This is a genomic window from Sulfitobacter aestuariivivens (assembly GCF_014763045.1).
Classification (GTDB): Bacteria; Pseudomonadota; Alphaproteobacteria; order Rhodobacterales; family Rhodobacteraceae; genus Sulfitobacter; species Sulfitobacter aestuariivivens.
Genome location: NZ_JACTAG010000001.1, coordinates 15,510 through 33,258 on the forward strand (window position 1 = coordinate 15,510; position 17,749 = coordinate 33,258).

General features: G+C 62.0%; 16 protein-coding genes. 10 read left to right on the forward strand and 6 right to left on the reverse strand.

Features of this window, described 5'->3' with window-relative positions; all coding sequences use genetic code 11:
* Positions 1-70: 70 nt before the first annotated feature.
* The gene (locus H9Q16_RS00085) at positions 71-1,420 is read right to left on the reverse strand and encodes a tetratricopeptide repeat protein (RefSeq protein ID WP_191073358.1); all 1,350 of its coding nucleotides are present in this window, start codon (positions 1,418-1,420) and stop codon (positions 71-73) included.
* 218 nt (positions 1,421-1,638) lie between these two features.
* A complete protein-coding gene (locus H9Q16_RS00090; RefSeq protein ID WP_191073359.1) occupies positions 1,639-2,529 on the reverse strand; it encodes a LysR family transcriptional regulator in 891 nt (296 codons plus the stop codon).
* A gap of 75 nt (positions 2,530-2,604) precedes the next feature.
* On the opposite strand from H9Q16_RS00090, the gene H9Q16_RS00095 reads away from it, so the two are divergent.
* Positions 2,605-2,835 (forward strand): hypothetical protein, encoded by a 231-nt coding sequence (locus H9Q16_RS00095; RefSeq protein WP_191073360.1) that lies wholly within the window; start codon positions 2,605-2,607, stop codon positions 2,833-2,835.
* Here the strand turns inward: H9Q16_RS00095 and H9Q16_RS00100 are convergent.
* Positions 2,817-4,019, reverse strand: coding sequence for a CaiB/BaiF CoA transferase family protein (locus tag H9Q16_RS00100; RefSeq protein ID WP_191073361.1), 1,203 nt, complete (start codon positions 4,017-4,019; stop codon positions 2,817-2,819). The two genes, H9Q16_RS00095 and H9Q16_RS00100, sit on opposite strands and share 19 nt — an antisense overlap.
* Positions 4,006-5,622 carry a thiamine pyrophosphate-binding protein gene (locus H9Q16_RS00105; protein WP_191073362.1) on the reverse strand — a complete coding sequence of 539 codons (1,617 nt, stop codon included), beginning with the start codon at positions 5,620-5,622 and terminating at the stop codon, positions 4,006-4,008. The genes H9Q16_RS00100 and H9Q16_RS00105 overlap by 14 nt, the downstream gene beginning before the upstream one ends.
* Positions 5,623-5,875: 253 nt before the next feature.
* On the opposite strand from H9Q16_RS00105, the gene H9Q16_RS00110 reads away from it, so the two are divergent.
* Positions 5,876-6,448 carry a hypothetical protein gene (locus tag H9Q16_RS00110; protein WP_191073363.1) on the forward strand — a complete coding sequence of 191 codons (573 nt, stop codon included), beginning with the start codon at positions 5,876-5,878 and terminating at the stop codon, positions 6,446-6,448.
* 21 nt (positions 6,449-6,469) lie between these two features.
* Here H9Q16_RS00110 and H9Q16_RS00115 read toward each other — a convergent pair whose 3' ends face one another.
* Positions 6,470-7,039 (reverse strand): GcrA family cell cycle regulator, encoded by a 570-nt coding sequence (locus H9Q16_RS00115; RefSeq protein WP_191073364.1) that lies wholly within the window; start codon positions 7,037-7,039, stop codon positions 6,470-6,472.
* 451 nt (positions 7,040-7,490) lie between these two features.
* On the opposite strand from H9Q16_RS00115, the gene H9Q16_RS00120 reads away from it, so the two are divergent.
* From H9Q16_RS00120 to gndA, 4 genes are all read left to right on the forward strand, one after another.
* Positions 7,491-8,663, forward strand: coding sequence for an aspartate aminotransferase family protein (locus H9Q16_RS00120; RefSeq protein ID WP_191073365.1), 1,173 nt, complete (start codon positions 7,491-7,493; stop codon positions 8,661-8,663).
* A 76-nt stretch (positions 8,664-8,739) separates the two neighbouring features.
* A complete protein-coding gene (argF, locus tag H9Q16_RS00125) occupies positions 8,740-9,645 on the forward strand; it encodes an ornithine carbamoyltransferase (RefSeq protein WP_191073366.1) in 906 nt (301 codons plus the stop codon).
* Positions 9,635-10,642 carry a 2-dehydropantoate 2-reductase gene (locus H9Q16_RS00130; RefSeq protein WP_191073367.1) on the forward strand — a complete coding sequence of 336 codons (1,008 nt, stop codon included), beginning with the start codon at positions 9,635-9,637 and terminating at the stop codon, positions 10,640-10,642. Before argF ends, H9Q16_RS00130 begins: the two co-directional genes overlap by 11 nt.
* Before the next feature lie 109 nt (positions 10,643-10,751).
* A complete protein-coding gene (gene gndA, locus H9Q16_RS00135) occupies positions 10,752-12,179 on the forward strand; it encodes an NADP-dependent phosphogluconate dehydrogenase (protein WP_191073368.1) in 1,428 nt (475 codons plus the stop codon).
* Between the two features lie 78 nt (positions 12,180-12,257).
* Here the strand turns inward: gndA and truA are convergent, their stop codons facing one another.
* Entirely contained in the window at positions 12,258-13,025 is a 768-nt protein-coding gene (gene truA / locus H9Q16_RS00140; RefSeq protein WP_191073369.1) for a tRNA pseudouridine(38-40) synthase TruA, read from the reverse strand.
* Positions 13,026-13,116: 91 nt separating this feature from the next.
* Between truA and H9Q16_RS00145 the strand changes: the two genes are divergently transcribed.
* The 4 genes from H9Q16_RS00145 to H9Q16_RS00160 are packed head-to-tail and all read left to right on the forward strand — an operon-like array spanning position 13,117 to position 17,596.
* On the forward strand, positions 13,117-14,532 hold the full coding sequence (locus H9Q16_RS00145) for a YcjX family GTP-binding protein (RefSeq protein WP_191073370.1): 1,416 nt from the start codon (positions 13,117-13,119) through the stop codon (positions 14,530-14,532).
* Entirely contained in the window at positions 14,532-14,972 is a 441-nt protein-coding gene (locus tag H9Q16_RS00150) for a GNAT family N-acetyltransferase (protein ID WP_191073371.1), read from the forward strand. Before H9Q16_RS00145 ends, H9Q16_RS00150 begins: the two co-directional genes overlap by 1 nt.
* Positions 14,972-15,979 (forward strand): YcjF family protein, encoded by a 1,008-nt coding sequence (locus tag H9Q16_RS00155; RefSeq protein WP_191073372.1) that lies wholly within the window; start codon positions 14,972-14,974, stop codon positions 15,977-15,979. Before H9Q16_RS00150 ends, H9Q16_RS00155 begins: the two co-directional genes overlap by 1 nt.
* Positions 15,980-17,596, forward strand: a complete 1,617-nt coding sequence (locus tag H9Q16_RS00160) for an FAD-dependent oxidoreductase (RefSeq protein ID WP_191073373.1) — start codon at positions 15,980-15,982, stop codon at positions 17,594-17,596.
* Positions 17,597-17,749 lie beyond the last annotated feature (153 nt).

Genomic DNA, 17,749 nt, shown 5'->3' on the forward strand with positions numbered 1-17,749 from the left:
GGCCTGGAATCGGGGTCGGTGTCACGTCGGTATTACGTCGGTATTGCGTCGGTGGCAAAGTCGGTGTGCCTTACTGTGCGGGGATGCGGCGCACTTCGGCAAGACGGGCAAAGCGGCTGGCGGCAAATTGGTCCTCGTGACCGCCGCGCAGGGCAAGGCGTTCTAGCAGAATTGTTTCGGTTTCATCGAAGTGGCCCGCCCGCAGGCCCGCGTCTATGGTAATCCGTTCGAAAACGTCGCGCTGGGCGTGGCTGCCGCCGATGCACTGCATGCGGGGTCGGGCGGCGGCAAGTTTCAGGAAGGCATCGCGATATCTGCCTTCGGCAAAGGCGTTCAGACCGGCGAGCGCCGTTACACCGGGGTTGATCACACGTTCGGCCATGTCACCGGTTTGCCGGGCGTCACGGGCAAAGCGAGCTGTCATGGCGGAGAGAGCGGCGCGGTTTTCGGCCCCTGCGAGCGCCAGTTGGTAATGCAGGTCGGCAAAGACGACGCAGCCATCGTCGATGCGGTTCGCGGCCAGCGCGCCAAGCTCCGCCCAGCGGGAACCCACATCCCAGCCGTCAAGTTCAAGTCGCATCAGCAGAGAGGTAGCATTGGCGATGTCGCGGTAGTCATCCGTCTTATCGGCGCGGATCTGGCTGTCATAGAGGGCCAGCGCGGTCTCGTGCTCGCCCCGGTCGAGATGCAACAGGGCCTTGTGCCACCACACGTGGTAGCGGAAGTTGTTTGATCCGTCCCATGCGCTTTTGTGTTCTTCGATCAGCCTGATCCCTGCGTCGGGTTCGGCGCGCATGTCATGGACATGTGCCACGGCATGCAGGCCCCAGGCATCGTCGGGCGCGTGGATCAATCCGGTGCGGCCCGTTCTTTCGGCGGCGGCATAGTCGCCGGTTTCCTCAAGGGTGAACGCGTGGCAACCCATCATGTAGCCACGCAGGGGATGGTCAGGCCCATGAGCAGGCAGAATGCGTTCGATCGACTGGCGCATGCCTACCCCATCGCCAAGAATGAAGCGGATGGCGTGGCTGACTTTGGCTGAGAGCGAATCCTGTGGATGCTCTGCCAGAACAGTTTCCATGGCGGCAACAGCCCCTGTGGGGCTATCGGCAAGCCAGCGATCGAGGGCTGTGATCCAAAGTTCTTCGCGCGGTGTGATCGGACCGGCCTCGCGTGCCTTGTGGGCGGCGGTGCGTGCTGCTTCGGCGACGTCCCAAAGCTCTGCCCGGCCCATCATCAAAGAGAACAGACCGCGTGCCGCGTGGCCCATGGCGAACTCAGGCTCTGCCTCAAGCACGGCACCCAGGTGTGTCGGGGTCGCGGGCGTGTGTGCCAGAAAGGCACGCACCATGTCATTCCATTGTGACAGGGCCGCCGCCGATTTCAGGCTTAGCGGTGCGTTGCAGATATCACTCTTCATTAGGTTGGCCCTTTGCGGTCTCGTCGGTTCAGACATCAGTAACTGCTAAATGGGCACCGATGAACGCTACATGGGCGTGTCACACGTCAACGTGAAGGGCTGCGCTGCTTTCGTGAGCATTTATGTCAGTTCCCGCGCAAATTGAGCCCGGATTGCGCGAAAATCCGCGTAGATTCGGGGGTTTGACTGACGAAACAGGGTCTCGCGCTGTTGTACGGTCAGCTTTGATCAAACGTGGCGGCGTATCGCGGCGCGAAGAATTTGACGAAGGTTTTGACCTCGGGTCGGCGATACGCGTCGGGAGAGATCAGCAGCATGTGCGATCGCGACAGGGCATCGATGGGGCCAAAACAGGCCATGAGCGCGGCATCAAACTGGGCTTGTCGGATATTGACCAGGCCCAGCCCCTGTCCTGACCGGATGGCCGCCTGCATCAGGTCAACGTCCCTGAAGGATTGGACGATCTGATCGGCGGTAACACGGTCTGTGAGCCAGCGGTGCAGGTAATCGGGGACGTCGGCGTGTTCAAAGGTCACAAAGCGGTGGCCGCGGAAATCATCCTCGGACTTTGGGAAGCCGCGTTCGTCTGCATAGCGCTGACTGCCAAAAAGTGCCCATTTTGCGGTGCGGATCTTGCGGCAGATCAGGCTGCCGTCCGAAACATCCGCGGTCACGCGGACGGCGATGTCTGCCTCGCCTTTAGACAGGTCCAGCACCCGGATGCTGGGGACGAAGTCGAATGCGATGTTGGGGTTAGCGGCGGAAAAGTCACTGAATAGGTCCAGCACGCAGTCTGCGAAAGTGCCCGGCGCGGTGATGCGGATCGTTCGGGGTTCAGTCAGGGCCTGTGCGCTTTTGGCAAAGGCCGCTGTTGCCGCTTCGATCTCTTGGGCCAGCGGAAAAAGATCGCGGGCGGCGTGTGTGGGTTTGAAGCCGCGCGTGTCGCGCTCAAAGAGGGTCAGGTTTGTGGCGGCCTCAAGCGCGTCGATGCGGCGGGCGACGGTGGGCTGAGCAATGCCCAAAATGCGAGAGGCAGCAAGGGTGGAGCCCTGCCGAAAGACCGCAAGGAAGATGCGGACGTCTGACCAATTGGAGAAATCGCTCTTCATTTTTGTAGAACAACACAAAATCTTGAGCGATACCAGCGTGCCGCTTCAGGGCGTAGTTTTGAGAGGTCAAAACCTATGGCGGAGGGCCTTGAGATGCTTTTGGAAACACTTCGGCTGCGGCCATTCTGGCGTCTCTTCCGGGCCTTTGGTGGTCTTGGTCATTCGGGGGCAAAGCCCGCGTGTTCAGATCAGCAAGACCGCGCGCGGCGCGCCTTTGTGCTGGAAATGATGGAGGCACATCCGGAGGCTTTTCAGCACGAACAGGACGTTCAATGCATGATGCACTACTATCCGTCGCGGTTCTGATCTTTGGGAATGGCCCATTCCCTTAGCACGTCGTCGGTATCCTGCCCGATGTGGGGGGGCGGGCGGTCATAGCGCACCGGTGTGGCAGAGAGCTTGAGAGGGTTGGCCAGCAGGCGCAGGTCATCGCCGTCGGCGCGGGGCATGTCGACCACGGCGCCGCGCGCGCGCGCCTGATCCGAGGTCAGCGCTTCGCCAATCGTGTGGATCGGGCCGCAGGGCACCTTAACCCCGCGCAGCCGGGTCATCACGTCGTCCCGTGTCAGCCGTTTCATCGCGGGTCGGATCAGCGGCATCAGGGCTTCGCGGTTTTCGATGCGGCTTTGGTTGGTGGTGAAACGCGGATCTGCGGCGACATCCGCGATCTCCAGCACATCGCAAAAGCGGGCGAATTGCGCGTCATTGCCGACGGCCAGCAGAAAGTGGCCGTCACTGCATTCAAAGGTGTCGTAGGGCACGATGTTGGGGTGGGCGTTGCCGCGCCGCTCAGGTTCTTGACCCGAGACGAGGTAGTTGCAGCCTTCGTTAATCAACCATGCCATTTGTGCGTCGACAAGGGCCAGATCGATATGTTGCCCTTCGCCCGTCGCATCACGGTGGCGCAGGGCGGCGAGAATGCCGATGGTGGCGTACATCCCGCACATCACGTCTGCGATGCCCACGCCAACCTTGGTCGGCACCCCCTTAGGGTCGCCGGTGATTGCCATGATGCCGCCAAAGCCTTGCGCCATCAGGTCATACCCCGGCTGGCTGCGGTTCGGTCCGGTTTGTCCGTACCCGGAGATGGAGCAGTAGACGAGCGCGGGATGTTTGCTGAGAAGGCTCTCGTGATCCAGCCCATATTTCTTGAGCCCGTCGGGTTTGAAGTTTTCGATGACCACATCGGCTCGGGCGGCGAGCTGATGGATGATTTGCTGGCCGTCTTCTGTGGCGATATCGACCGCGATCGAGCGCTTGTTGCGATTGGCGGCCATGAAATAGGCGGAAAGGTCAGTGCGCTTGCCCTCAGCGTCCAGGGCATAGTTCGGTCCCCAACCGCGCGTGTCATCGCCCCCGGTTTTGGGGTTTTCGACCTTGATGACGGTCGCACCGAGATCGCCCAGCAATTGAGTGCAGGTCGGACCTGCCAGAATGCGGGAGAGGTCGAGGATAAACAGGCCCTCAAGCGCGCCTTTAGATGCGGCCATCATAGGCCCCCCGATCAATCATGGCGGCGATCACGGTGAACGTTTCTGCCTGCCGTGCGGCTTGAAGGGCTGCGGTCAGTTCCGCGCGGGTCCGTACCGTGGAACCCGCGCCCCCGAATGCGCGGCCCATGGCGGCGAAATCATGTTCAGCAAAGTCCACGCCGTGATTGGTCAACTGTCGCTCGCGCTGCTTCTTCTCGATCAGTGCAAGGGAGGCATCGACAAAGACCACGAAGATGGGTGCGACCTTGAGTTCGGCTGCAGTGGCAAGCTCGCCCGCGACCATCAGAAAACCGGCATCGCCCGTGAAACAGACCACATCGCGGTCGGGGGCGGCCATCTTGGCCCCGATGGCCAGCGGTAGGGCGCAGCCCATGGTGCAAAGCGCCGAAGATTGCATCATGCCGCGCGGCTCATAGCATTCCCACATCTGGCTCAGCAGGATGCGATGTGCGCCACTGTCCGCACTGGCAAGCGCGTCGCGCGGCAGCACCGTGCGGCAGGTACCGATGATGGCGGCGGGACCCCAGTCTTCGTCTTTGGGGAACGCCTTGAGCAGGTCGGCCCGGGCCTGCGCGATCTCATTGCCCTGCCATGTTTCGACAGGTTGAATTCCGTCGCTGAGGGCAGCGAGCGTCGCGGCGCTATCGGTCACAAAGTTGAGCGTCGCCTGATGCATGTAGTGGTGGTTAGGTACGGGCTGGATGTCGATCACTTTGTGGGTGTCGGGCTGCCAGATGTCGCGCCAGCCGGGGCGCATTTCCACCGGGTCGTACCCCACGCACAGGATCAGATCCGCCGATTGCACGAAAGGGACCAGCGTCTGGTCAGCCAGCGGGGACAGCCCCGCGCCGCCCAGTGCCAGCGCGTGATCTTCCGGGATGATGCCTTTGGCTTTGTACGAGGTGATGACCGGTACGCCATGTTTTTCGGCAAAGTGCAGGACCGCGTGATCCGCATGCTGATTAAGTGCGCCGACGCCTGCGATGATCACGGGGCGCCGGGCGGCGGCAAGCCATCCGCGCGCCGTTTCCAGATCAGCGCCATGCGGGGCAGAGGGCGACCCCGGTGCGCGGGCAGGGGGCGCTGTGGCGGAGACCTGCGTGTTTGCCACGCTGATGGGCACGTCGATATGAACCGGTCCGTGGGCCCCTTCCGTCGCAATGGTGACGGCCTTGTCTGCGATCACATGCGCGGCATCCGCGGTCAGCGAAAAGCTGGCCTTGGTGAGCGGGCGAAAGACCGCCTGCTGGTCGACCACCTGGTGGGTATATGTCTGCGCCTCTGCCGCATCCACGCAGCCCGACAGCACGATCAGAGGCACCTGATCCTGCAACGCGTTGGCGACGGTGTTCACACCGTTCAGGGTGCCCGGACCGATGGTCCCGACCAGTATTGCGGGGGCGTGATCGCGGTGATGCACGCCCTCGGCCAGAAAGCCGGCAGCGTTTTCGTGTTTGGCCAGAATGAACCGGATACCAGCCTGTTCCAGCGCGTCGAGTAGCGTCAGCACTTCGCCGCCGGGCATGCCAAAAGCGGTGCGGCATCCCGCAGCATAAAGGCGGCGGGCAAGGGCGTCGGCGGCGCGGATGGTGTCGGGCATGTGTCAGGCCTTTGCTGGTACGATATCACGGTATCAACCATGCAGGCCTGTAATTGGCAACTCACTGCTGTGTGGGGTTTGTTGCAGGCGCGCCTGACACGTTTCGGAAAAAGGGGCTTGAACGGCACCCGGACCCAGCACATTATTTGCCGATTGAGTTAATGCATTGATGTTCAAGGCCCTTGTCGGTGTATGGAGGCGCGACGCGGGCCGCATTACTGAGTGGTAGATTTGATCGCAGGAGACCCAGGACATGAATTATCTCGGCCTTAGCCGTCATCATGATTATCGCAACAAGGTGCCGGTCTATTATGAGATGCCCAAGCTCATGCTGGCGATGGTTGTCATATCGCTTGTCGCGATGACGCTAATCGGTCTGTTCCTGTGCTTTATCGGTCTTTTTCTGGAAGGGCGCTTTGGTCTTGACGTGCTTCTCGGGCTTGGTCTGATCGGAGTATCCTATCTGACGGCGCGCGCGGTGCTGCTGCAGCCATTGCGGCTTTATCCGGATCATCTTGTGGTTCGAAAGTTCTCGACGCGCGATCTCAAGATCCGGTTCGATGAGCTCAGCCGGTTTGACCTTCGCCTTAGGCGTGTCACGCACCGGGATGCCGACGGCATGCGGATGGGCCCCGATACAATCGCCGAGATCCTTGTGCCAATCTACAAAGAGGGCGGCGAAAGACGTTTCCACAAAGTCAAGCTGCCGCAAAGCCAGGGGGGCAACACAGCCTTTCTGACGGCATTGAGGCAAGAGAGCGACGTTGAAATCAGGCGCATCCCGGGTGTGCCGGAGCGCACGTGGTGGCAGCGACTGCTCAGGTAACGCGCCTGCGCCGTCGGACTTTTACCGCCGACGGTCCCGGCGCGCAGACATTGGCTGGAACGCCACGCCCACATGCGCCTCGCAATAGGGCTTGCCCTGTTGCACAGGCAGTCCGCAGAACCAGAATTTTTCAGTCGCGGGATCACCGACAGGCCACTTGCAGGTCCGTTCGGTCAGTTCCATCAGGCTGATCTTCTTGGCCTTTTTCTCAACTTCATTGACCTTGGCCAATGCCTCCGGACTGATCTCGTTGGCGGATGGCTGCGGGGGCAGCGGTTGCCCGGCGGGAATGATCTGCTTGCGCGCGGGCAGCGTCGATCTGGGCGGTGCTGCCGCTTCGGTCTTGGGCTCGGCACTTTCGGTCTTGGGCTCTGCCTTGGCCTTGGGCGCCGCTTTGGCCGCAGCCTTTGGCTTGGCTTCGGCCTTGGCGCTGCCACCGGACGTGGCGCGGTTCGACAGGCCCAGACGGTGCACCTTGCCGATCACGGCATTGCGGGTCACGCCGCCAAGTTCCTTGGCGATCTGGCTGGCGGATTGGCCTTCGCCCCACATCTTTTTCAGCGTCTCAACGCGGTCGTCAGTCCAGGACATGCAGGTTCCCTACTCAAAAAGCGGCCCTGAGGATGCGCAAGGCCGCTTTGTCAAAAATCATCTCTCATTCTAGCCCGTCCACGTCTGGGCGCAAGCACGGGGTCGGCAGATTGGCTAAATGGACGTTTCGATGTGCTTTTGCAACCTTGCCATGGCTATCGCAAGCAAATTGGCATCGCGACTGGGGTGTCTGGCTGCACATCTGGCATCGGAGCGGCACTTTACCCCTTTACGACGCGGGCTTTGTGCGCCTATGAATTGCCTATGATCACGAACGCCACATACGCTGTCCGACGACGCCGTCGCTAAAGCCCTGTCGCGGCCTGACCCTTCTGTCAGGTTGATCATCGTGCCACGGTTGCTGGCACATCTCTTCAAACCCCATTGACGTAAATCGCCGCTTCGTGCCCCATGGGCGCTCTGTCGCGGCCTCTCATTCAGGATGATACGCATGATCCCCACCGTTCTGCCGACCTATGCGCGTGCTCCCCTCAGCTTTGTCAAAGGCGAAGGCGCCTGGCTGATCGAGGCAGATGGCCGACGTTTTCTGGATCTTGGGGCCGGGATCGCCGTGAATGCGCTGGGTCATGCAAACCCTGCCCTTGTGGCAGCACTCACCGAACAGGCGGGCGCGTTGTGGCATACCTCCAACCTCTACGAGATCCCGCAGCAAAAGCGGCTGGCGGATTTACTGGTGGAACACACCTTTGCTGATACGGTCTTTTTCACCAATTCCGGCACGGAGGCCTGCGAGCTGGCCGTCAAGATGGCCCGCAAGCATTTCTACGACAAGGGACAGCCTGACCGGGTCGAGATCATCACCTTTGACGGCTCGTTTCACGGCCGCTCTGCCGCGGGCATCGCCGCGGCAGGGTCCGAGAAAATGACAAAGGGTTTCGGCCCGCTGTTGCCGGGTTTCGTGCATTTGCCGTTTGGAGATCACGACGCGCTTGGTGCCGCGATCACGGACAGGACCTGCGCGGTGATGGTCGAACCGGTGCAGGGTGAAGGCGGCATCCGCCCGCTGCCTGATGCCTGCCTCAAAGGGCTGCGGGACCTTTGCGACGAAAAAGGTATCCTGATGATCCTTGACGAAGTGCAATGTGGCGTGGGCCGCACAGGCAAGCTCTTTGCCCATGAATGGGCCGGAATCGCCCCCGATATCATGATGGTAGCCAAAGGCATCGGTGGCGGATTTCCCCTCGGTGCGGTGCTGGCAAGTGAAGACGCGGCTTCGGGCATGACTGCCGGGACGCATGGATCCACCTATGGTGGCAACCCGCTGGGCTGTGCGGTGGGCTGCGCAGTGATGGAAACCGTCGCAGACCCGGAATTCCTTGCCGAGGTGAACCGCAAAGCAGGCCTGTTGCGCCAGAAACTGGAAGGGCTGATGGCCGCTCACGCGGATGTCTTTGACAGCGTGCGCGGCGCGGGGCTGATGCTTGGTCTAAAATGCAAGGCAACCAACATGGACGTGGTCAATGCCGGGTATGACAATCAGGTCATTACGGTGCCTGCCGCCAATAACGTGATCCGCCTGCTGCCGCCCCTCAACATCACCGACGACGAAATTACTGAGGCCGTCCGACGTCTGGATGCCGCCGCCGCATCACTCGCCACCTAGGTCTTTTTCTGGCTAAAACATTCCTCGGGGGTCCGGGGGCAGACAGCCCCCGGGTCTCCCCAAATCAGAGCATCACATGACCCATTTTCTCGACATTGACCAAACACCGCAAGCCGATCTGCGGCACATCATCGACGACGCGCTGACAATGAAAAAAGCCCGCGCTGGCCGCCCGAAGGGGGCGCCGGATGATATCCAGCCTCTCAAGGACCATATGGTCGCGCTGATCTTTGAAAAACCCTCCACCCGGACCCGCGTCAGTTTCGACGTGGGCGTGCGCCAGATGGGCGGACAGACCATGGTGCTGTCGGGCGCCGATATGCAGCTGGGCCACGGTGAAACCATTGCAGATACCGCCCGTGTACTCAGCCGCTACGTGGATCTGATCATGATCCGCACATTTGAGGAACAGACGCTGCTGGATATGGCGGAATACGCGACCGTTCCGGTGATCAACGGGCTTACCAACCGCACTCATCCCTGCCAGATCATGGCGGACGTCATGACGTTCGAAGAAGTCAGCGGCCCCATCAAAGGCCGCAAGGTGGTCTGGTCCGGAGATGGCAACAACGTCTTTGCCAGCTTTGCGCATGCGGCCAAACAGTTCGACTTTGATCTCACCTTCACCGGCCCGCCGCCGCTTGATCCCGAGCCCGCGCTTGATGGTCTTTACGCAATCGAACGCGACCCGCATAAGGCGGTGGAAGGTGCGGATCTGGTGGTCACCGATACCTGGGTCAGCATGCATGATCCGCAATCGGCCCGTGAACGGCGCCATAACCAGCTGCGCGGCTATCAGGTCAATGACGCGTTGATGGCGCAGGCCAAGAAAGAGGCGCTCTTTATGCATTGCCTGCCCGCACATCGCGATGACGAGGCGACAAGTGCTGTGATGGACGGCCCCCGTTCAGTGATCTTTGACGAGGCCGAAAACCGACTGCACGCGCAAAAGGCCATCATGCGGTACTGCCTTGGCGCCTGAGCCCCATATCGTTGTCGCCGGCGCGGGGGCCATAGGATGCTTTGTGGGCGGCCTGCTTGCCGCGGGCGGGCATCGGGTCACCCTTCTGGTGCGCCCGCGCGTACGGGCCGAGATCCGCGCGCATGGGCTAACCCTGACCGACTTTTCCGGGTTGGACCGCAAGATGGATGCGGATGCTTTTGACCTGCGTGACGATCCTGGGTGCATGGGCACCGCAGACATTGTGCTGGTCACTGTCAAATCAGGTGCCACGGCGGAAATGGGGCGCTTGATTGCCGCCCATACGGATGCGCAAACCCGGGTCATCAGTCTGCAAAACGGCACGGAGAATGCGCAGACCCTGACACGCATTTTGCCAGATCATGATGTGCGCGCCGGGATGGTGCCTTTCAATGTGGTCCCCTTGGGGCAGGGGTGTTTTCACCGCGCGACAAGCGGCGATATCGTGATTGGGGCAGGGCCCGGCGATCTGGCGAAGTTGCTTAGCGTGCCGCATCTGGCGCTGGCCCAAAGTGATGACATCATCGCCCTGCAATGGGGCAAGTTTCTGATCAACCTCAACAACGCTGTAAATGCGCTTAGCGGTCTGACACTGCGCGAACAGTTGCAGGATCGCCGGTGGCGGCGGCTGATGGCCGATCAGATGCAAGAGGCACTCGGCATTTTGCGTGCAAGCGGGATCAGTCCTGCGTCGACCACGCCGGTGCCGGTCGGGCTGGTGCCGTGGGTTTTACGCCTGCCAACACCGCTTTTCACGCGGGTGGCCGCCCAGATGCTGACAATCGACGCGCAGGCACGCACGTCGATGGCCCATGATCTGATGGCCGGGCGCAAGACTGAGATCGACGTGTTGCAGGGGCAGGTGGTTGCGATGGGCAAGGCGGCAGGCAAACCGACCCCAATCAACGCGCGGGTGCATGAATTGGTGAAACGCGCGGAAACGGCCGCAGAAGGTGTACCGCATCTGCCCGTAGAGGTGATCCGCAAGGCGGACTGACAGGCCGGCCCTCGGCGTTCATGATTTGCGACGTCAATCCGTGTCACGCGGGCTTGCGCTGACATGCGGGGCAGACCAAGCTGCCCAGAATCGTGACATCGGAGGGCACATGAACACATCCAGTACCGGGGCCGACATCGGCGTCTATGGGTTGGGCACGATGGGCTCTGCCCTGGCGCTCAATTTCGCGGACAAGGGCTTTGACGTGGCCGTATCAAACCGCGAACCGGAGTGGATCAAGGCATTCCTCACGGAGGCCGGACCGCTGTCCGAGCGATTGACCGCAGAGGCGGAGCTTGCGGATTTTGTGGCCGCCATCGCGCGTCCGCGCAGCATACTTTTCATGATCCCCTCGGGCGCGCCGATGGATGCCATGATCAAGGCGATCCGCCCGCACTTGGATGAGGGTGATACCATCATTGATGGCGGTAATGCCGATTTCAACGCGACGCGCCGCCGTTCGGCTGATTTCGAGGGCACGGGGCTGCATTACGTCGGCATGGGCGTGTCCGGCGGCGAAGAGGGCGCACGTCACGGGCCGTCAATGATGGTGGGCGGGACAGACCATTCCTGGACCCAGCTGCGCCCCATGGTCGAGGCAATTGCGGCCAAATTCGAAGGCGACGCCTGTGTGGCCCACCTGGGCCCGGATGGGGCAGGGCATTTCGTCAAGACTGTGCACAACGGCATCGAATACGCAGATATGCAAATGATTGCAGAAGTTTACGGAATGCTGCGTGACGGAGGCGGGCAGGACGCCGGGCAGATCGGCGCCTTGTTCGAGCGCTGGCAGGACGGCCCGCTGAGCTCTTATCTGATCGAAGTGTCGGCCGCTGCGCTGCAATCGACGGACAGCAAGACCGGCAAGCCGATGGTGGATGTGATCCTGGATCAGGCCGGTCAGAAAGGCACCGGGCGCTGGACAGTGATTGAGGCGCTAAAGATGGGGCAATCGGCAAATACGATCGAGGCAGCGGTGGGCGCACGCGGCTGGTCTGCTGAAAAGGATGCCCGCGAATGCGCCGCACCATTGCTCGAGGCGCAGGCGCTGGACGCGAGCCTGCCTGCGGAAGATGACCTCGAAATGGCCCTGTTGGCGGGGCGGATTCTGGCCCATGCGCAAGGGTTCCGGATACTGGCGTCCGCATCTGAGGAATTCGACTGGTCGCTGGACTATGCCCGGATTTCAGAGATCTGGCGGGCGGGCTGTATCATTAGATCGGCCCTGCTGGATGATCTTTCGGATGCCTTTCGCAAGGAATTGCCCGCAGATCATCTGATCCTTGCACCGGCCATGCGAGCACGGTTGCGTGAGAGCATTCCGGCGCTGCGCCGGGTGGTGTCCGCAGGGGTGTCTATGGGGGTGGCCATGCCCGCGCTTTCAGGTGCATTGGCGTGGTACGACAGCATGCGCCGCGCGCGCGGGACGGCAAATCTGATCCAGGCGCAGCGCGATTTCTTTGGCAACCACGGGTTCGCGCGGGTCGATGATGCGGTGGGCACGGATCATCATGGGGACTGGAAGCCGCCAGCTTGAGAGTGCGTTTTCTTTGAAAGAAAACGGGCGAAAACTTTGAAAGTTTTCGAACCGCGATTTTCGTAAAATCGCGCCCGGTCAGGCGAAAGGGTCTATTGGATAGCAGACCTGCGCCAGATAGAGACCCTGTGGCGGGCAGACCGGGCCGCAGGCCGCGCGGTCGCGGGCATCCAGCGCTGTTTTCATGTCTTCGGGTGCCCATGAACCGGTGCCGACGCGTTCAAGAGACCCGACAAAGCTACGCACCTGATTGTGCAGAAAGCTGCGCGCCCGCACGTCGAAATGATACTCTGGTCCGCCGGGTGTTTCGACACGTGAAATGCTCAGGTGGTCCAGCGTTTTGACCGGGCTGTCGGCCTGACAAATGGTCGAGCGGAAGGTTGTAAAATCGTGCTTTCCGATGAGGTGACCCGCCGCCTTTTGCATCGCGTCCAGATCGAGCGCATGTTTGATCTGCCAGACAAGTCCGGCCTGATGTGTGGCAGGCGCGCGCCGGGACAGGATGCGAAAAAGATAGCGCCGCTCCAGCGCGGAAAATCGTGCGTGAAAGTCCTCTGGGACCGCCCTGCAGGCGGTGATCGCGACGGGCTGGGGTTTGAGGTGGTAATTCAGCGCCTCTGACAGCCGGAACGGATCCCAGTCGCTGGCCATGTTGCAATGGGCCACCTGGCCGTAGGCGTGCACGCCGGTGTCCGTTCGGCCGGCCGCGGCGATGGTATGGGCACGCGGCTCAATCTTGGCCAGTGCGGCCTCAACCGCACCCTGAACAGAAGGCAGATCGGTCTGGCGTTGCCAGCCGACGAAAGGCGCGCCGTGGTATTCGATTTTCAGGGCATAGCGGGGCATGGGGGCGCTGTAACGCGGTGGTGGCATTCTGGCAATCCCCGAGGGGCGGCCCTATGTTGCGAGGTGAATGTGAACACGGGAGCCGCGTGCTTTGGTCATCTCAAGAATTGCCGACGGCATCTGGCGTCAGGTCGAAAATGTCGGCGATACGGTGTCGGAGACGTTTTTCGAACCGGTGATCCGGCTGGGCGTGACCGGGCTTGCGCGGTCGGGCAAGACGGTTTTCATCACGTCGCTGGTGGCCAACATGCTCGATCGCGGGCGGATGCCTGGCTTGCTTGCGGCATCCGAGGGGCGGATCGAGGCGGCGTTTTTGCAGCCACAGCCCGACGATACGGTGCCACGGTTCGAGTACGAGGCGCATTTGGCGGCGATGACGGGCAAGGACCCTCATTGGCCAGAGAGCACGCGCACGATTTCAGAGCTGCGTCTGTCGCTCAAAGTGCGGCCAAACGGGATGCTGGCCGGGTTGCAGGGGCCGCGCACGATCCACCTGGATATTGTCGATTACCCCGGTGAATGGCTGCTTGATCTTGGGTTGATGGAGCAAAGTTTCGAAGACTGGTCAGCCGCCACCCTTGCGCGGATCGGTGAGCGGTCTTCGGCACGGGATTTTATGGATCTCGCACGCGAGACCGATCCTGCGCAGGAGCACGACGAGGTAAAGGCGCAGACGCTTGCCAGCCAATTTGCAAGCTATCTCAAGGCCGCGCGGGCCGCTGGGTATTCTGATTGTACACCGGGGCGCTTTCTGTTGCCCGGCGATCTGGCGGGTAGCCCGGTGCTGACCTTTGCGCCGATCCCGACAGACGGGCCGTCGCAACGCAAGTCGCTGCACCGCGAGATGGCGCGGCGTTATGAGGCCTACAAGCGGCAGGTGGTACAGCCGTTTTTCCGCGACCACTTTGCCCGTATCGACCGGCAGATCGTCCTGGTGGATGCGTTGGGCGCGATCAATGCGGGCCCGCGCGCGGTGGAGGACCTGCGCGGTGCGATGGGCGATATCCTGAGCGCATTCCGCCCGGGCAAGAACGGGTTTCTGACCAATTTGCTCAGCGGCAAGCGGGTTGAGAAAATCCTTTTTGCCGCGACCAAGGCCGATCACTTGCACCACGCCCAACACCCGCGTCTGACCGCGATCATGGAGGCGCTCACGCGGGACGCACGGGATCGGGCGCAATATGCAGGCGCGGGCACGGCAGCGATGGCGATTGCGTCGCTCAGGGCCACGACCGAGGCAACGATGGCCCATGAAGGGGCCCAGCTTGAGGTTGTGCGCGGCACATTGCTGGAGAGTGGCAAGGAGGCGGCGTTTTATCCCGGTGATCTGCCGCAGGACCCGGCGCATCTGCTGAATCCCGCGCGGCAAGGGGCAAAGAAATGGCTGGATCAGGATTATCAGGTGATGCGGTTTGCACCCGCCCCCCTGAACCTGCGCCCCGGGGACGGCCCGCCCCACATTCGGCTGGACCGGGCGGCTGAGTTTCTGATCGGGGACCGGTTGTGATGGACTTGCGTACAGCACGATCGACCGACGCAGGCGCCGTAGGCGCAATCTTGTCGGAATTCATTGATACGACTGACTGGATGCCTCGCGTGCACTCCCGCGCCGAAGACCTTGCCCATGCAGGTACCATGATTGAACGCGGCTGGGTGACGGTTGCCGAGACCGCCTCGGGCGTGGTGGGCTTTGCCGCCTGCAATGGCGAGGACTTGAACGCGCTTTATGTGCAGCGGGCGGCGCGCGATCAGGGCGTGGGCTCTGCGCTGGTTAGGCATTTGCAATCATGCGAGCCCTTTCTGCAGCTGTGGACGTTTGTGGCCAATGAGGGGGCGCACCGGTTTTACGCGCGGCACGGATTTGCCGAGGTGACCCGTACCGATGGGGCAGGAAACGATGAGAAGCTGCCAGATATCCGGTTTGAATGGCGAAAGGGGGCCGTGTAATGGCCAAAGGTCCGGTTCTGTTCGAAATCGAGGACGACGCCCCCGGGCAGATCGATGTGTCTCAGGCGCCGCCGGTGCCCGATCTGGTGGATCCTGCGCCCAGAGGGCAGGCGATGCAGGTCGCGGCGCGTCTGGCGGCGCATAAGCCGTCGATACTGGTTCGGGCCTTTTGGTGGTTGTCGGCGGCATTGGTCGGGGCCGTCATTTCCATAGCGGCCTGGACCTTTGTGACGGACTTGATGGCCCGCTATCCGCTGGTGGGCCTGGGGATGACCGTGCTGATGGCGGCCTTCCTGCTGGTGCTGGCCCTTTTGTCGCTGCGCGAGATGGCAGCCTTCGGGCGGCTGGCACGGCTTGATGGGTTGCGTCATGACGCGGGCGAGGCGCTGGCGCAGGGCGATCTGAAGGCCGCGCGGGCGGTCACCGACCGGCTTGTGGGCCTTTACAAGGGGCGCGAGGATACCCGGTGGGGGCGGGACCGTCTGGCTGATCTGCGCCGCGACCAGCTGGATGCGGTTGGATTGCTGGGGCTGGCGGAGACGGAACTGCTGGGCCCGCTTGATGTCGCGGCCAGCCGCGAGGTCGAGGCCGCAGCCCGTCAGGTGGCTGCGGTGACGGCGCTGGTGCCACTGGCCCTTGCCGATGTCGCGGCGGCCCTTACCTCGAACCTGAGGATGATCCGGCGGGTGGCTGAAGTTTACGGTGGGCGCTCTGGTTTTTTCGGGTCCTGGCGGCTGACGCGGGCGGTGCTGTCGCATCTGGTGGCGACGGGGGCTGTCGCGGTCGGAGATGATATGCTGGAGCCTGTGCTGGGCGGATCTCTGCTGGGCAAGCTGAGCCGCCGCTTTGGCGAAGGCATGGTGAATGGCGCCCTGACCGCACGCGTGGGTGTCGCGGCCATGGAAGTGTGTCGCCCGTTGCCGTTCTCTGATGGCAAGCGGCCGTCGGTTCGTGGCATTGTCGGGCGCAGCCTGACCGGGCTCTTTGGTCAGGAAAAGGAAAGCTGAATGGAAAATTTTGCCGCTGATCTGGCCACGATGGTGCGCACACCGCTGGAGGACCGGCATGTGGAGGCGCTGAAAGCGCGCGGTCATATCGATACGTTTGCACCCGGAGACGTGGTGCAGGAACCCGGCCAGCGGATGGAAGCGTTTCATTACGTGCTGGAAGGCGAAATCGAGGCAGTCGATCCGCGCACCGGTGCGCGCATGGGCAATGCCACGTTAGGGCCGGGCCAGTTCTTTGGGGATTTGCAGTTTCTGTCCGGCGGCGTTTCGCTCTCAGGGGCGCGCGCCGTGGCCGAAAGCCGCGTGCTGTGTACGCCGCGCGATGATGTCCTGCGGCTGATGAGCGAGATGCCGGAAATGTCGGATATCATCGTCACCGTCTTTGCGGCCCGCAGGCGGCGGGCATTGGAGGCGCGTGACAGTGCGCTGACCTTGCTGGGTGGCGAGGAAAGTGCCGATATCCGCCGTGTGGCCAGCTTTGCAGCGCGAAATCGAATCCCCTTCCGCGAGGTTGAGATTACGTCCGCGGAGGGGCAGGATCTGGCAGACCGGTGCAATGTGTCGCGCGCCGCGCCCGCCGTGATCTTCGGGCAGGACATGAAGGTTGAGCCGCCCACCCCCGAAAGGGTGGCCGAGGTAATCGGGCTTGATATGGCCGTGGCCTCGGACGATTTGTTTGATCTGCTTGTGGTGGGCGGCGGCCCGGCAGGCGTTGCGGCGGCGGTCTACGCCGGGGCCGAGGGGCTGAAGGCGCTTGTGGTCGAAGATCTGGCCATTGGCGGGCAGGCGGGCACCTCAAGCCGGATTGAGAACTACATGGGGTTCCCGACGGGCATTTCAGGCGGCGATCTCGTCGGACGCGGCGAAGTACAGGCGATGAAATTCGGTACGCGCTTTGCGGTGCCGCGCCGGGCGGCAGGGCTGACCCAGTGTGAAAAGAAGCGGTTTCACGTGGCGCTTGAAAATGGTCAGTCGGTGAGCGCGCGCAGTCTGGTGATTGCAACCGGCGTACAATATCGCAGGCTGCCCATTGACAGGCTGGAGGACTTTGAAGGGTCCGGGATCTACTATGCCGCCACGGAGGTGGAGGCGCGCTGGTGCCGCGATGCGCAAGTCGCGATTATTGGCGGAGGCAATTCGGCGGGTCAGGCGGCGATGTATCTGGCGCGCGAGGCGACCTGCGTACATCTGCTGGTGCGCGGAGACAGTCTGGCGGCCTCGATGTCTGATTATCTGCTGGGCAGGCTGGAAGCGCATCCGGCGATCGAGATACATTATTGTTCGGAAGTGGACGCCCTGCACGGCGACGACACTCTGGAAGAAATCACGATCCGCAACAACGAAGATGGCAGCACGCGCCGGATGACCTGTCCGGCGGTGTTTGTGATGGTGGGTGCAGCACCCAACACCGCGTGGTTGTCGGGATTGATCGATCTCAACGACAGAGGCTTTGTGCCGACCGGCCCTGCCTGTGGCGGACGCACGCAATACGAGACATCCTGTCCAGGGGTCTTTGCCGTCGGGGATGTGCGGGCGGGATCGGTCAAGCGGGTGGCATCGGCAGTGGGCGAAGGATCAGTGGTCATGTCTGCTGTATGGGATCACGTGAACGGCTGATCTGAACGGAGCGGGGCAGGCCCCGCAATTGATTTTATGGATTTGTCTGCGACAAATCGTTTTGCGAGACGCTGTCTCGCGCTCTGGGAATATTCGGGCCAGAGAAAGAGGGGCCTTGTTCGCCTTTGTCGGGGTTACTATAAGCGCCGCATG

Excerpts from the sequence above, each read along its gene's own strand:
- H9Q16_RS00150 (WP_191073371.1), top strand. The coding sequence starts at position 14,532 with ATGGACTTGCGTACAGCACGATCGACCGACGCAGGCGCCGTAGGCGCA.
- H9Q16_RS00090 (WP_191073359.1), bottom strand. The coding sequence starts at position 2,529 with ATGAAGAGCGATTTCTCCAATTGGTCAGACGTCCGCATCTTCCTTGCG.
- H9Q16_RS00105 (WP_191073362.1), bottom strand. The coding sequence starts at position 5,622 with ATGCCCGACACCATCCGCGCCGCCGACGCCCTTGCCCGCCGCCTTTAT.
- H9Q16_RS00110 (WP_191073363.1), top strand. The coding sequence starts at position 5,876 with ATGAATTATCTCGGCCTTAGCCGTCATCATGATTATCGCAACAAGGTG.
- H9Q16_RS00155 (WP_191073372.1), top strand. The coding sequence starts at position 14,972 with ATGGCCAAAGGTCCGGTTCTGTTCGAAATCGAGGACGACGCCCCCGGG.
- H9Q16_RS00085 (WP_191073358.1), bottom strand. The coding sequence starts at position 1,420 with ATGAAGAGTGATATCTGCAACGCACCGCTAAGCCTGAAATCGGCGGCG.
- H9Q16_RS00115 (WP_191073364.1), bottom strand. The coding sequence starts at position 7,039 with ATGTCCTGGACTGACGACCGCGTTGAGACGCTGAAAAAGATGTGGGGC.
- argF (WP_191073366.1), top strand. The coding sequence starts at position 8,740 with ATGACCCATTTTCTCGACATTGACCAAACACCGCAAGCCGATCTGCGG.
- H9Q16_RS00100 (WP_191073361.1), bottom strand. The coding sequence starts at position 4,019 with ATGGCCGCATCTAAAGGCGCGCTTGAGGGCCTGTTTATCCTCGACCTC.
- truA (WP_191073369.1), bottom strand. The coding sequence starts at position 13,025 with ATGCCCCGCTATGCCCTGAAAATCGAATACCACGGCGCGCCTTTCGTC.
- H9Q16_RS00120 (WP_191073365.1), top strand. The coding sequence starts at position 7,491 with ATGATCCCCACCGTTCTGCCGACCTATGCGCGTGCTCCCCTCAGCTTT.
- gndA (WP_191073368.1), top strand. The coding sequence starts at position 10,752 with ATGAACACATCCAGTACCGGGGCCGACATCGGCGTCTATGGGTTGGGC.
- H9Q16_RS00160 (WP_191073373.1), top strand. The coding sequence starts at position 15,980 with ATGGAAAATTTTGCCGCTGATCTGGCCACGATGGTGCGCACACCGCTG.
- H9Q16_RS00095 (WP_191073360.1), top strand. The coding sequence starts at position 2,605 with ATGGCGGAGGGCCTTGAGATGCTTTTGGAAACACTTCGGCTGCGGCCA.